This is a genomic window from Halorussus aquaticus (assembly GCF_024218795.1).
In the GTDB taxonomy this organism is placed as follows: Archaea; Halobacteriota; Halobacteria; order Halobacteriales; family Haladaptataceae; genus Halorussus; species Halorussus aquaticus.
This window is the reverse complement of the sequence record NZ_CP100400.1, coordinates 3,133,944-3,147,895: the sequence shown is the minus strand read 5'-3', so window position 1 is coordinate 3,147,895 and position 13,952 is coordinate 3,133,944. Positions and strand designations below refer to the sequence as shown.

Annotated in this window: 15 protein-coding genes; 8 read left to right on the top strand and 7 right to left on the bottom strand. The window is 67.8% G+C overall.

The annotated features are described in order from the left end of the window. Positions 1–22 precede the first annotated feature (22 nt). From NGM06_RS16200 to argF, 3 genes are read left to right on the top strand one after another with little or no spacing between them, the layout of a single operon-like run. Complete coding sequence (locus NGM06_RS16200) at positions 23–1,162, top strand: aspartate aminotransferase family protein (RefSeq protein ID WP_254267956.1); 1,140 nt, start codon at positions 23–25, stop codon at positions 1,160–1,162. Then, positions 1,159–2,247, top strand: a complete 1,089-nt coding sequence (locus tag NGM06_RS16195) for a [LysW]-lysine hydrolase (protein ID WP_254267955.1) — start codon at positions 1,159–1,161, stop codon at positions 2,245–2,247. Before NGM06_RS16200 ends, NGM06_RS16195 begins: the two co-directional genes overlap by 4 nt. Beyond that, the gene (gene argF / locus NGM06_RS16190; protein WP_254267954.1) at positions 2,244–3,203 is read left to right on the top strand and encodes an ornithine carbamoyltransferase; all 960 of its coding nucleotides are present in this window, start codon (positions 2,244–2,246) and stop codon (positions 3,201–3,203) included. Before NGM06_RS16195 ends, argF begins: the two co-directional genes overlap by 4 nt. 65 nt (positions 3,204–3,268) lie before the next feature. On the opposite strand, the gene NGM06_RS16185 is transcribed toward argF, so the two are convergent. Beyond that, a complete protein-coding gene (locus NGM06_RS16185) occupies positions 3,269–3,775 on the bottom strand; it encodes a hypothetical protein (protein WP_254267953.1) in 507 nt (168 codons plus the stop codon). A gap of 173 nt (positions 3,776–3,948) precedes the next feature. Between NGM06_RS16185 and NGM06_RS16180 the strand changes: the two genes are divergently transcribed. Next, positions 3,949–4,815 (top strand): manganese catalase family protein, encoded by an 867-nt coding sequence (locus NGM06_RS16180; RefSeq protein WP_254267952.1) that lies wholly within the window; start codon positions 3,949–3,951, stop codon positions 4,813–4,815. Positions 4,816–4,860: 45 nt separating this feature from the next. Here the strand turns inward: NGM06_RS16180 and NGM06_RS16175 are convergent, their stop codons facing one another. Continuing rightward, the gene (locus tag NGM06_RS16175; protein ID WP_254267951.1) at positions 4,861–5,331 is read right to left on the bottom strand and encodes a hypothetical protein; all 471 of its coding nucleotides are present in this window, start codon (positions 5,329–5,331) and stop codon (positions 4,861–4,863) included. 327 nt (positions 5,332–5,658) lie between these two features. Between NGM06_RS16175 and NGM06_RS16170 the strand changes: the two genes are divergently transcribed. Further along, positions 5,659–6,669, top strand: a complete 1,011-nt coding sequence (locus NGM06_RS16170) for a CapA family protein (RefSeq protein ID WP_254267950.1) — start codon at positions 5,659–5,661, stop codon at positions 6,667–6,669. A 39-nt stretch (positions 6,670–6,708) separates the two neighbouring features. On the opposite strand, the gene NGM06_RS16165 is transcribed toward NGM06_RS16170, so the two are convergent. Then, positions 6,709–7,176, bottom strand: a complete 468-nt coding sequence (locus NGM06_RS16165; RefSeq protein WP_254267949.1) for a DUF6789 family protein — start codon at positions 7,174–7,176, stop codon at positions 6,709–6,711. A gap of 212 nt (positions 7,177–7,388) precedes the next feature. Here NGM06_RS16165 and thrC point away from each other — a divergent pair, with 212 nt between their 5' ends. The 3 genes from thrC (at position 7,389) to NGM06_RS16150 (ending at position 11,166) form a co-directional block, all read left to right on the top strand. Beyond that, positions 7,389–8,669: a threonine synthase gene (thrC, locus tag NGM06_RS16160; RefSeq protein WP_254267948.1), complete on the top strand. Its 1,281-nt coding sequence runs from the start codon at positions 7,389–7,391 to the stop codon at positions 8,667–8,669. 135 nt (positions 8,670–8,804) lie between these two features. Continuing rightward, a complete protein-coding gene (locus tag NGM06_RS16155) occupies positions 8,805–9,113 on the top strand; it encodes a hypothetical protein (RefSeq protein ID WP_254267947.1) in 309 nt (102 codons plus the stop codon). Between the two features lie 181 nt (positions 9,114–9,294). Further along, the gene (locus tag NGM06_RS16150; protein WP_254267946.1) at positions 9,295–11,166 is read left to right on the top strand and encodes a histidine kinase N-terminal 7TM domain-containing protein; all 1,872 of its coding nucleotides are present in this window, start codon (positions 9,295–9,297) and stop codon (positions 11,164–11,166) included. Positions 11,167–11,205: 39 nt separating this feature from the next. On the opposite strand, the gene NGM06_RS16145 is transcribed toward NGM06_RS16150, so the two are convergent. The 4 genes from NGM06_RS16145 to NGM06_RS16130 form a co-directional block, all read right to left on the bottom strand. Continuing rightward, a complete protein-coding gene (locus NGM06_RS16145) occupies positions 11,206–12,438 on the bottom strand; it encodes an MFS transporter (protein ID WP_254267945.1) in 1,233 nt (410 codons plus the stop codon). Positions 12,439–12,608: 170 nt separating this feature from the next. After that, a complete protein-coding gene (locus NGM06_RS16140) occupies positions 12,609–12,773 on the bottom strand; it encodes a zinc ribbon domain-containing protein (protein WP_254267944.1) in 165 nt (54 codons plus the stop codon). A gap of 52 nt (positions 12,774–12,825) precedes the next feature. Then, positions 12,826–13,059 (bottom strand): DUF6199 family natural product biosynthesis protein, encoded by a 234-nt coding sequence (locus NGM06_RS16135; RefSeq protein ID WP_254267943.1) that lies wholly within the window; start codon positions 13,057–13,059, stop codon positions 12,826–12,828. A gap of 31 nt (positions 13,060–13,090) precedes the next feature. Continuing rightward, entirely contained in the window at positions 13,091–13,888 is a 798-nt protein-coding gene (locus NGM06_RS16130) for a M48 family metallopeptidase (RefSeq protein WP_254267942.1), read from the bottom strand. Positions 13,889–13,952 lie beyond the last annotated feature (64 nt).

Sequence of the window (13,952 nt, the reverse complement as noted above, 5' to 3'; positions counted from 1 at the left end):
AACTCGAATCGGAGGCGGTCAGATGACTGGCGGATTCGTCTACTCCGAGAAGCCCATCCGCATCGAGTCGGGCGACGGCGTCCACCTCTACGACGACTCGGGGAACGAGTACCTCGACTTCGGCGCGAGTTACGGCGTCGCCGCGGTCGGCCACTGTCACTCCGAGGTCGTCTCGGCGGTGCAGGAACAGGTCGAGAAGCTGACCTTCGTGCAGGCCAGCTATCCCAACTCGGCCCGCGACGGTCTCTACGACAAACTGGCGGCGGTCGCGCCCGGCGACTTGGAGAACGTCTGGCTCTGCAACTCCGGCACCGAGGCCAACGAGGCCGCCATCAAGTTCGCCCGCAGCGCCACCGGCGACTCCAAAATCGTCGCGGCCCAGCGCGGGTTCCACGGCCGGACGATGGGGTCGCTCGCGGCGACGTGGAAACCCAAGTACAAGACGCCATTCGAACCCCTCGCCGGGGACTTCGAGTTCGTCCCCTACGGCGACGAGGAAGCCCTCGAAGAGGCCGTGGACGACGAGACGGCCGCGGTCCTGCTCGAACCGATTCAGGGCGAGGGCGGCGTGAACCCCGCGCCCGAGGGCTACCTGCAGACCGCCCGCGAGGTGACCGAGCAGACCGGGTCGGCCCTGATTCTGGACGAGATTCAGACCGGACTGGGCCGGACCGGGGCGCTCTGGGCCTGCGAGAAGCGCGGCGTCGTGCCCGACGTTCTCACCTCGGCGAAGGGACTCGGCGGCGGTCTCCCGGTCGGCGCGACGCTCTGCGCCGACTGGATAGCCGAGGACGCCGGACCCCACGGCTCGACGTTCTCGGGCGGCCCGGTGGTCAGCGCGGCCGCGGAGGCCACGCTCTCGGTAATCGCCGAGGAAGACCTCGCGGCGAACGCCGCCGAGGTCGGGAACCATCTCCAGTCGAAACTGAGGGGTTCCGAGGTACCGATTCGCACGGTCCGCGGTGAGGGACTCCTCATCGGCGCAGAAGTGAAGCGCGGCGCGAACCGCCTGCTGAAGCATCTGGCGATGAATCACGGCGTTCTGGCGCTCCCGGCGGGCCGGACCGTGGTGCGCCTGCTCCCGCCGCTGACCGTCGGCGAGAGTCACGCCGACGAAGTGGTCGCGGCGCTGGAGAGCGTCCTCGCGGAGGTGTCGCCGTGAGCGAGAGCGCCGACGTGAGCGTGAGCGACGAGTCGGCCCGCGAACTGCTCCACGACCTCGTGGCGATTCCCTCGCCCTCGGGCGAGGAGCGGGAGTGCGCCGAGCGCCTCGCGGCGTTCTTCGAGGAGCGCGGCCGGGAGGTCTGGCTGGACGAAGTGGGCAACGTCCGCGCGCCCGCCGACGATTCGGTCCTACTGACCTCGCACATCGACACCGTGCCCGGCGACATCCCGGTGCGCACGGAGGAGAGCGAGGACGGCACCGAGACGCTGTGGGGCCGCGGGAGCGTGGACGCCACAGGTCCCCTCGCCGCGATGGCGGCGGCGGCGGTCGAGAACGGCGTCAGTTTCGTCGGCGTCGTGGGCGAGGAGACCGACTCGCGGGGCGCGCGCCACCTCGTCGCGGAGCGCGAGGCCCCCGACGCCGTGGTCAACGGCGAACCCTCGGGGTGGGACGGCGTGACGCTGGGTTACCGGGGCTTTCTGGCCGGGGAGTACGCGGTCGAGACGGACTCGGCTCACACCTCTCGGCCCGACCCCAACGCGATACAGCACGCGATGGACTGGTGGCAGTCGGTCGAAGACGCGTTCGCCGACGAGGGCCGGGACGCCGAGGACGGAGGGGGCGAGACCCCCGTCTTCGAGCAGGTCACCGCCAAGCCAGTCGCGTTCGCGGGCGGGACCGCGGCGGACGGACTCTCGGTGGAAGCCAGCGCCGAGGTCCAGTTCCGGATTCCGCCGGGCGCGACGGCGGCGGGGATTCGAGAGACGGTCGAAGCCGAACTGGACGAGGGAGCCATCGACTGGCGGGAGCCGATTCCGCCCGTGATGGAGACGCCCCGAAGCGAGGTGGCGCGAGCGTTCCGGGCCGCGATTCGACGAGTCGGGGGCGACCCTCGACTACTCCGCAAGACCGGAACCAGCGACATGAACCTCTACGCCGGAGCGTGGGACTGCCCGATGGCGACCTACGGTCCCGGCGACTCAGACCTCGACCACGCGCCGAACGAACACCTCGACCTCGGAGGGTTCGACCGCTCCGTCGCGGTCCTGAACGCCGTCTCCGAGGACCTCGCCGAACCATGAGCAACTACGCGACCGAATCCACGACGACCTCGACCGCCGAATCGCCAGTCAGCCACGTCCTCGACGTAGACGACCTCTCGGACGACGACCTCGCCGACGTGTTCTCGACCGCCGGGGACCTCAAGGCGGCCCACCGCGAGGGCGACCCCCACGCGGTCCTACCGAACCAGACGCTCGCCATGCTGTTCGAGAAGCCCAGCACCCGGACGCGGGTCTCCTTCGAGACGGGGATGACCCAGTTGGGCGGCCACGCCGTCTACCTCGGGCCGGACACGACCCACCTCGACCACGGCGAACCCGTCGCCGACACCGCCCGGGCGCTCTCGCGCTACGTCGACGCGGTGATGGCGCGCGTGTTCGACCACGGGGCGCTCGAATCCATGGCCACCCACGCCACCGTCCCGGTGATAAACGGACTCTCGGACGACGCCCACCCGTGCCAGACCCTCGCGGACCTCTTCACCATCTACGAGCGGTTCGACGGGTTCGAGGACGTGAGCGTCGCGTGGGTCGGCGACGGCAACAACGTCGCCCAGTCGTTCGCCATCGGGACTGCGATGGCCGGACTCGACCTGACGATGGCGACCCCCGAGGGGTACGAACCGGACGAGGACGTGCTGGAGCGCGCCGACGAGCGCGGTTCCGCGCCGGAAGTCGTCAACGACCCAGAGACCGCCGTCGAGGGTGCCGACGTAGTGTACACCGACGTGTGGGTCAGCATGGGAGAGGAGGACGAGCGCGAGGCGAAACTCGGCGACTTCGACGGATTTCAGGTGAACGACGACCTGCTCGCGGCCGCGCCGGAGGCCGACGTGATGCACTGCCTGCCCGCCCACCGCGGCGAGGAGATTACCGGCGACGTGCTGGAGAGCGACCGGGCGGTGGTCTGGCAACAGGCCGAGAACCGGATGCACACCCAGAAGGCGCTGTTGACCCATCTTCTCGGCGCGCAGTGAGGAGCGGAGAATCGAACGTGGGACGTTCTCGTCGCAGTCTCACTCTGCGGACTCACGACGAACCGCTAGTCTGCCGCGTGGCGTTCGACGGTCTCGGCGAGGTGGAACTGCGTCCGGAGTTGGAGGCGGGGAACCTGTCCAACGCTACCGTTTTTGCCCGGTTTCCGCGTCGTCGTGCGTTCGACAGTCGCCGAAATGTCGGCACCGAGCCAATCACGTAGCGCCGATTCGAGTTCGTAGCCGTCCTCCGTCGAGTCGAGCAGCACGTCCACGACGGGCGTTCGCGGGCGGACGGCGACCACCTCGGGCCGTCGCTCTAACCACGCCGTCAACTCCGGGTACGCCTGTTCTCCCAGCGTGTCCTCGATTGCGGCGTAGGTGCCCGTGAGGTCGGTGAGGGTCCAGTATCTGGTGAGCGCGTACTCGTCGATGACTTTCTGCCGCCGCGTCGCGCGGTACGCGTTCGTGAGAACGTCGGCGTCGGCGAGTCGGTCGTAGTCGGTCTCGAATCGGACGCGGCGGTCCGCCAGCGAGTCGCCGTCGGGCGTCCACGTCGCCTGCCATGAGTACATAGCGGCGGCTATCCAGTCCCCTGTTATCAACTTTCACCTTCCGGCGCGGGGGTGGGGACTCGGACCGTGACCCTCGACAGAATCTAACTGACCATTCAACTAGCAGAATATGAATGTCAACAGCCAAAACAGACTATGGCGTCGTCGTGGTTGATTGCGCCGGGGGAACTACAGTGTTTTACCACGACAACGAACTCCAGTACGAAGTCGAAGTCGAAGAGCCGGACCCGCAGTTCGCCAAGATGTTGCAGGAGGCCATCGGCGGCGTCGAGGGGGAGATGCGCGTCGCGCTCCAGTACATGTTCCAAGCGTTCGGCCAGCCGAAGGAGAGACAGGAGTACCGCAACCTGCTGATGGAGACGGCCGCCGAGGAGTTGGGACACATCGAGATGCTCGCCACCGCCGTCTCGAAGAACCTCCAAGACGCGCCCGAAGAGATGCGCCGGGAGGCCCGCGAGAACGACGCCGTCATCGACGCGATGATGAGCGGCGGGCAGCCGCGACAGGCGCTGTCGGCCGGACTCCACGCGATGCCCGTGGACGCCAATGGCAACGCCTTCAGCGGGAACTTCATCGTCGCCAGCGGGAACCTCGCGGCGGACATGTACGCGAACATCATGGCCGAGTCCACCGGGCGACTGCTGGCGACGCGGCTGTACGAGATGACCGACGACCCCGGCATGAAGGACATGCTCGCGTACCTCATCGCCCGCGACACGATGCACCAGAACCAGTGGCACGCGGCGCTCGAAGAGTTGGGCGAGACGCTGCCGGTCCCCGCCAGCTTCGACCAAGAGAAGGAGAATCAGGACTTCAACTACGAGTTCATGTCCACGTTCCGCGAGGAGCGCGAGAACCCCCACGAGCGCTGGACCGAAGGAGTGTCCATCGACGGGAAGGGCGAGTTCTCGTTCGGCACGCAACCCGGCGGCGGGAACCCACAGCTCGAAAAGGCCATCGAGCAGATGCACAACGAGGCGTCCCAGGCAGGCGGAAGCATGGGCGACTCCAGCATCGACGACACGAGTACGAACGAGTAGCGTCGCCCGACCGCCGACCGTGGGTCCGTTCCGGCCGGGCGCAGGTCAGGCCGCTCTGGACCTGACGGCGGCGAACCCGACGCCCAGAACCGCGCCGTAGAGGACGTGACCCGCGAGGCTGACCCAACTCGGACTCGGAATCGGCAGGACCCAGACCCCGTTGGCCACGGCCCAGAACGCGAACGCGACAGCGACTGCCACCGCCCAGACGACCACCCCGTAGCCCGCCCCGAGTATCGCGCCCGTCGCGGGGCGGTCGGCGACGGCTTCGACGCGGGGCCAACTGGCGAGACCGGCGTAGACGAGCGCGAACACGACGCTGTGGAACAGGTGAACCGCCCAGTCGGACGCCAGCGTCTCGGTCCCGCCGGACCCGCCGGTGGCTGGCAAGACGCCCGCGACGAACTGGAGGTAGAGACCGAAGACGACGCCCGCGAGGAGTCCCGCGACCGCGCCGCCCAGCCATCGGCGTCGGACCGGTCGCTCGTGGCCGACCGCGGTTTCGCGTCGCGCCATGTCTCTTCGTTCGTCGTGGGAGGCCAAGAACCGAGGTGGTCGTTCGCTCCAGTTCACCGAAACAGCGTGCGATTACGTGGCACTACGAGCCGTTACGGGCACGTTTAGCGTCGGTTCGGTACGCGACGTTCGGTCGCGTGAGTCACTCAGGTCGCCGTGTCGGCGTCAATCCGAGGATTCGGCGGGACGACTCGGTTCGCCACCGGCGACCCCGTCGTTGCAGGTGGGGAGCGAGCGATATTTCGGGTCCGTCACGGTGCCGTCCGGCGGAATCGGGCGTACGCTTTTGCCGACCTCGCTCGAAGTGAAACGGAGGGGTGGAAACGAATGGCACGACTCGGATTCACGGGCGACGTGATGCTCGGTCGGAAGGTAGACGAGGCCCAACGCCGTCAGAATCGGCCAGTGACAGCGGTCTGGGGGGACCTCACCGAGCGCCTGCGGTCGCTCGACGCGCTCTTCGTCAATCTGGAGTGTTGCCTCTCGACTCGCGGAGAACGGTGGACCCGGACACACCGGCCGTTCCACTTCCGGGCCGACCCCGACTGGGCGGTGCCCGCGCTCGACGCGGCGGGCGTCGAGTGGGCGAACCTCGCCAACAACCACCTGCTGGACTTCGGCGAGACCGCACTGCTCGACACGCTCGACCGCCTCGATTCGGCGGGCATCGCTCGTTCGGGCGCGGGAGAAGACCGCGAGGCGGCCCGCGCACCGGCGACGGTCGAAGTCGGCGACGCCGACGACACCGCCGCCCACGACCTCCGAATCGCGTTCGTCTCGGCGACCGACAACACGCCCGAGTTCGCCGCCGGACCCGACGGCCCCGGCACCGCGTACCTCGACCTGTCCGAGGAGACCCAAGCGCGCGAGACGATGGAGGAGATGCTGGCCCGCGCTCGGCGAACCGACCCAGACTTACTGGTGGCGTCGCTCCACTGGGGACCGAACATGGTCGAGGAGCCGGCCGACCACTTCCGGCGGTTCGGTCGGTGGCTGGCCGAGCGCGGCGTCGACGTAGTCCACGGCCACAGCGCCCACGTCTTTCAGGCGGTCGAGGTCCACGAGGGGACGCCCGTCCTCTACGACTGCGGCGACTTCGTGGACGACTACGCGGTCGATTCGGCCAGCCGGAACGACCGGAGTTTCCTGTTCGAGGTCGAAGTGGAGGACGGAGAGATTTCTGAGTTGCGCCTCGTTCCGACCGAAATCGACGACTTCGCGGTCGGGGAGGCGAGCGCGGAAGCGGCCGAGTGGAGCAGGAAACGCATGCGGGAGCTGTCGGCCGAGTTCGGAACTCGATTCGAGACCGACGGTGAGGAGTTGGTACTGGAACCCTGACAGTGACACGCGAATCAACGTGCTACGAGGGCCGTCCGCCTACGAATCGCGGAGAGAGGGGAACGACGCGCCGAGAACAAGCCCGTAGACGACGTGGCCGACGAGACTCATCGGATTGAAGTTGGGGAGCGGCGGTGCCTTCGGAAAGCCGACCGCACTGAGCCAGACGGGCATGACGACGGCGGCGAGAACGACCCACAGGACGACGCCGTAGCCGACGCCGAGGGCGACGCTCTTGCCGGTCGAGCGCACGGCGGTCGGCAGCGCTCCGACGACGGCCGCGAACACGATTCCGAGGGCCACCGAGTGGAAGAGGTGGACGACCCACCCCGCCGGGAGACCCGCCAATCCGTACATCGAGGGGATGGCGACTTCGATGACCGGCCGCATCTGCATCGTGAGCATCTCACCCATGACGATACCGCCGAGGAGACCGGCGAGCGCGCCGCCCTTCCACGCGAACTGTTCGACCGGCGTTCCGACTGCCGTGCTGGTTTCCGAAGCCATACTCTGAACGTCTCCCACGGATAACATCCCCGTTGGGTGGACGTGCAGTCCGGTCGCACAGCCGGGCGATTAGAACGTGACGGCAGATTAGAATGTGATGGCGGATTAGAACGCGTCGGCAGGTTCGATATCCGGAAGCCGTGCGTCTCCGTCCGGGACAAATCTACCGCCGACCGGCCCCTTTTTCCCCGTCGGTCGCCTTCCAATCGCCAATGACCGACCTGACGTTGGCCGACGCCGGAGTCGAGTCCCCACCGGACGGAGCCGACGACGGCGTCTGGTTGGCCTGCATCGACTGCGACTGGACCGGCGCGCCGTTCGAGGAGGTTCGGTACCGGTGTCCCGACTGCGACAGTCTGCTAGAAGTTCGGTACGCCGACCACCCCTCGCTCGACGACTTCGCCGACTTGACCGAGCGCGGCGTCTGGCGGTACGCCGACGCGCTCCCGTTCGAGTCCGGCGTGAGCATCGAGGAGGGCGACACGCCCCTCTACGAGGTCCCGACCATCGAGGACGAGGTGGGCGTCGCGGACCTCCGAGTCAAACACGAGGGGATGAACCCGACCGGGAGTTTCAAGGACCGCGGCATGACCGTCGGCGTCCGCGTGGCCGAGGAACTCGGCGTGGGCCGACTCGCGTGCGCGTCCACGGGCAACACCAGCGCGGCGCTGGCGTGCTACGGCGCGCGGGCCGACACGCAGGTTCTCGTCCTCCTCCCGGCGGGGAAGGTCGCGGCCGGGAAGGTCGCGCAGGCCAGCCTCCACGGCGCGCGGATTCTGGAGGTGGACGGCAACTTCGACGCGTGCCTCGACATCGTCTCGGACCTCGCCGACCGCGGCGAGGCCTACCTACTGAACTCGCTCAACCCCTTCCGACTGGAGGGCCAGAAGACCATCGGCCTCGAGATTCTGGAGCAGTTCCGCGACCAGACCGGCGACCTGCCCGACCGCATCGTCCTGCCGGTCGGCAACGCGGGCAACACCGCCGCGCTCTACAAGGCGTTCCGCGAACAGGTCGCGGCGGGGTCGCTCACCCCCGAGGAGGTCCCGGCCCTGACCGGCGTGCAGGCCGAGGGCGCGGCCCCGATGGTCGAGGCCATCGAGGAGGGCAACGACGAGGTCCGGCGCTGGGACGAGGTCGAGACCCGCGCGACCGCCATCCGCATCGGGAATCCCGTCAACGCGCCGAAGGCGCTCCCCGGAATCCGCGAGACCGGCGGGACCGCGGTCGCGGTCTCCGACGAGGAGATTACCGACGCCCAGCGCTCGCTCGCCCGCGACGGCGTCGGCGTCGAACCCGCGAGCGCGGCGTCCGTGGCGGGCCTCCGAAAACTCCGGAAGGCTGGCGAAATCGCGGCCGACGAGCAGGTCGTCTGCCTCACTACGGGCCACCTGCTGAAGGACCCCGACGCGGCGGCGGCCGCGGGGGCCGAACCCGAACCCGTCCCGGCAGACACCGACGGCGTGCTCGACCACCTCGGCGAGTCGGAGTAACCGACTCCACGAGTCGGCGCGGTCACCGCCGAACCGGGGAAGTAATCTCCAGTCGAAACGCCGTCGTTCGCCCGTCAGACGCGTCACACTCTCGTCTGACGCGACTTTTTGGTTCTCGACTCCGTCTGTGGGTGCGTGAGTACCGAGACCCCCGAACGCACTCACGACCCCGACCGGCGACCGTCCGAGAGCGAGTACGAGGACCTGCTGGCCGAGCGCGCGCGACTCGCAGACGAGGTGGAGACGCTCGAACGGCGACTCCGTCGAACCGAGTCCCGACTCGACGCGGTCGTCGCTCGTAACGAGCAGATTCTGGAGGCTCGGACCGAAGCCTACCGCGAACGAATCGCCGACACGCAAGCCGACAACGACGACGACTTCGAGTGGACCGGTCGCAAGCAGGGACCGACACTGGTGGCGCGACTGCGGGATTGGCTCAGATAACGGAGTTCGTCTGCTCGAACGAATCCATCGCAGAACTCTGCAATTTACTTAATCCATACACCACAGGTATTAATCAGTTATCGGAAGATAGCGGACTCAAAGCCAGTTAATTCAACCCGTGATAATCGCGTGCGAGCGTTTATGTGGAGCGGTTCGCATGTCTACGCTGTTTCCGAGTACTATGCAAATCACGGTCTCGGTAGTGCTGTCGGCACTCGCGGCGGTCATCACCGCCAGCGTCGCCGCGTTCGCGTGGCAGCGACGGCAGACGGCGGGAGCGGTCCCGGTCGCGGTGTTCACCGGGGCCGCGTCGCTCTGGACCGCAGGGAACGCCCTGCAGGCCGCGAGTGTGACGCTGTCTGCGAAGTTGTTCTGGGTGAACGTGCAGTACGTCGGTCTCTCCGTCGTCCCGCTCGCGTGGTTCGCCTTCGCCTGCGAGTACACCGGACGAGAGCGGTGGGCGAACAGACGGACGCTCTCAGTCCTCGCCGTTCCGATGATAGCGACGGTAGCGCTCTCTTGGACGAACCAGTACCACCACCTCGTTCGAGCGTCGAGCGATATCGCCACCGTGGGCGGAGTCGTCATCGTTCGCCGAACCTTCGGACCGGTGTTCTGGCTGAGTTGGACGTACTCGAACCTCGTAAACGGGGTCGGCACGGTCCTGCTGTTCCACGGGTTAGTCAGGTCCCACAGACTGTACCGCCGCCAGACGCTCGCCGTACTCACGGGAACCACGGTACCTTGGGTCGCCTCCTTTCTGTTCTACAACGGACTGACGACGGTGGAACCGGAGGTCTTCGTCGCGGTATCGGGGCTGGCGTTCGGGTACGCGATAGCGGAGTACGACTTCCTCGACGCGGTTCCCGTCGGCCGGTCGACGGTGTTCGAGGAGACGAACGACCCGGTACTCGTCCTCGACGGCGACGACCGAATCGTGGACGCCAACCCCGCGTCCCGCGACCTGTTCGGATGGGGGAGCGCCGACACGTTCGTCGGCCGACCGATAGCCGACGCGTGCAGCGAGTACACGGAACTCGTCGAACGGTACGACGACGGCGGGTCCGGGACGGAGGTCGTAATCGAGGACGACGGCGAACGCAGGTACTTCGACGTACAGTTCTCCTCGCTGTCGGACGACTCCGTCTCGGGAACGACGGTGTTCCTCCGCGACGTGACGCGCCTCAAACGCCACGAGCGACACCTCAAGCGCCAGAACGAGCAACTCGAACAGGTCGGACACACCATCGCACACGACCTCCGCAATCCGCTCAACGTGGCACAGGGTAACCTCGAACTCGCCCGCGACGCGAACGACGACGACGCCGTCGCCGAGCGCCTCACGAAAGTGGACTCGGCCCACGAGCGCATCGACGACATCATCGAGGAGGTCCTCGCCGTCGCGAAGGGCGAGAGGACGACGACCTGCGACAGTCTCCGCCTCCGGCGAGTCGCCGAGGACGCGTGGCGAAACGTCGAAACCGAGGACGCGGAGATAACGTTCGACGGGGCCGACCGCCGGGTGCTGGCCGACGAGGGGCAACTGACGAGCGCGTTCGAGAACCTCTTCCGGAACGCCGTGGAGCATGGCTCCACGGGCAATCGACCACCGGACGATAACGCCGTCGAACACGGTTCGACGAGTCCTCGTTCACACGCTCACGAGGACGTTCATCAGACAGAGTCTGATACAGCCCATCAGAACGCGCAGCGTTCTGAGGACGCCGTGGAGCATGGCTCCACGGGCAATCGGCCACGGGACGATAACGCCGTCGAACGCGACAGTTCCGCCGTAACCGTCCGAGTCGGCTCCCTCGACGGGGAATCGGGATTCTACGTCGAGGACGACGGACCGGGCATCCCGGATGGCGAGTACGGACGGGTGTTCGAACGGGGGTACACCACGACGGCGGACGGGACGGGCGTCGGACTGGCCGTGGTCGGCGACATCGCCGAGCGACACGGCTGGGAGATTCGCGCGACCGAGAGCGAGGACGGCGGTGCGCGGTTCGAGATTCGCGGCGTCGAAGCGCCGCCCGCTCCGGTCGAGTAGTGTTCCGCGGTCACCTCCGGGACGGGAGACGGCTCCGGGCTACTCTGTGCGCGCTAACCGGACGACTATCGCCGCGCTCACGAGCAGGCACGCGAGCAGTCCGGCGAACGCCGCGTCGTAGGAGACCCGGCCCGCGACGAACCCGACGTAACTCGGTCCGAGACTCCCGAGACCTATGTAGACGGTCCGGGTCGCGCCGAGGTCCCCGCCCATGCTCCCGTCGGGAAACGTGTCCATCAACAGCGCCTGCATCACCGGCGGGTAGGCCATGAGACCCGCGGCGAACGCGACGACGGCGATTCCGACCGCGAGGGTTCCGGAGGCGGCCAGCAGTCCGGCGAGCGCCACCGCCGCGACCACCATCGCTCCGGCGGCCACTCCGGCCCGGGGGAATCGGTCGCCGAGCGACCCGGAGAGGGGTTTGACGACCGCGCCGACCAGAAACAGGACCACGAACCCGCCGCTGGCCAGTCCCGCCGGGAACTCCTTCGAGACCCGGAGGAACGTCGGCAGGAACCCGGCGGCGCTCTGCCACGTGAAGGCGTACAGCGCGTAGGCGAGCAGGAGCCACCGCATTCGGGGGTTCCGCCAGAGTCGCACCGCGGTCGCTCGGGCGTCGGCGAGTCCGGCGACGACGGCCGCGCGGTCCGCGTCCGGGACGACGTACGCCTCCCGGCCCCAGACGTGGAGCGCGAGCGCCACCCCGGCGAGGACGACCACGACGGGGACGTAGGCCGACCGCCACCCCGCGACCGCGAGGACCGCGACCGCGAGTCCGGCCGCCGCGGCACCGCCGACGTCGCCCGAGGCGGTGTGGAGTCCGAACGCCTGCCCGCGGCGCTCGACGAACAGGTCCGAGACCAGCGCCCGCGCCGGGGTCGGGTAGAGACCCGCGCCCGTCCCGACGACGGCGGCCCCGAGCAGGAACAGCGGGTAGTTCGGCGCGCTCGCTAACGCCGCGAACCCGGCGACGACCAGCGAGAGTCCGGCGACCAGCAGACTCTTGCGGGTCAGGTTGTCCGAGAGCCGACCGCTGGGGTACTGACAGAGCGCGTAGAGACCCCAGAGGAGCGTGAACGCCAGTCCCGCCTGAAACTCGGTGATGGCGAGGTCGTCCATCACGGTCGGCAGGAGCGGCGAGAGGACGAGTCGCCCGGTCTGGATGGCGGCCCACCCGAGCGAGACGGCCAGCAGGAGGCGGCCGGAGTAACCGGTCAGCAGGCGCTCTTCCGGTTCGTCGGCGTCCGACTCGTCCGCGTGGCCGTGGGACACTCTCGGAGCGACGGGACCGAGGTATTTCAGTTCGGCTTTTCCGGCAGACGCATCGGGAATGAGCGAGTCAGTGACTGGCCGAGAAACGGTTCCCGAAAAGCGTGCTCCGTCCGAACGTCGGTGTTTCGACTAGCGACGACGAAGCCGCGATTGTAGGTAGAGCGACCGACTCACTGGACCCGTCGCAGGTCGTCGCCGCCGCAGTCGGGACACGCCTCGCGGTCGGTACGTACCTCGGTCCCGCAATCGGCGCACCGGTACGTCTTCTCGTCAGACGCGGCCACCTGCTGTTTGAGTTTCTCGGCTCGCTTGCCGAGGTCGCGGAAGAGGTTCATGGTAGTTACTGTGCCAACTAGTCGCAAAGTGAGCGGAAATAACTACCGGCTACTACGCGAGCGCGCTGGCCCCGAAGTAGAGACCGAGCGCGATAGCCGCGGCCCCGACGAGTTGGACCAGTCGCCGCCACCGGTCCGGCGGTGCCTCGTCGCCGCCGTACTCGCCCCGGCGACCGGTCGGTCCTCGACCGGCGGTGTGCGCGCGGACGACCGCTTCCGGGTACGCGACGAAGAGGACGCCGAGACCCACGCCGAGGACGGCCGCGAGGAGGGTTCGGAAGTCCATCAGTCGTGTCGCTCCATTGGACGCAGTGCCATCAGTTGCGCAGGCGCTCGATTCGCTTCTCGACCGGCGGGTGGGTGGCGAATAGTCGCGCCAAGCCGGTCCCGTCGCCGAAGATACAGAGCGCACTGACGTCGGAGTCCAGTTTCGACTCTCCGGCGCGCTCGCTCCCGCGGCTAATCTTTTCGAGCGCGGAGGCGAGCGGTTCACCGCCGCCGATTTCGTCGGCGGCGTCTCGGTCGGCGACGTACTCGCGGTAGCGCGAGATTGCGAACACGAACACCATCACGAGCAGTTGGGTTATCTGGCCCACGACGATGGCGAGGAAGAAGTCCGCGAGGTCGTTGTCGCCGGTCAGCAGGACCGCCCACTGAGCGACGATGGCGACGATGGAGGCGACGCCCTGTCCGAGGACCATCATCACCACGTCGCGGTTCCGGATGTGGGCGAGTTCGTGCGCGAGGACGCCCTCGACCTCCTCGGTGTCGAGCATCTGGAGGAGTTCCTCCGAGACGACGACGGTGCCCGCACCCTTGCGCCCGACCGCGAAGGCGTTGGGCACGCCCATCCGCGCGACCATCAGTCGGGGCTTGTCGATGCCCATGGCCTCGGACAGCGACTCCACCTGTCGATGGATTTCGGGGAAGCGGTCCTCTGGCATGTCCTCCGCGCCGACGCTCCTGAGCGCGGCCCACTTGCCGATTTTGTACTGCACACCGACGAAGGCGAGGCTTCCGACTCCGACCAACACCGGTGAGAAGCCGAATACGCCCATCGCCGCGACGGCGGCCACCGCGTAGAACGCGAACAGAATCGACCCGACGACTGCCATTCGTGCCTTGAGTCCGAGATGTCTCACGGGCGAGAGTCACCAGCGACGACACTAATAGGCGGTG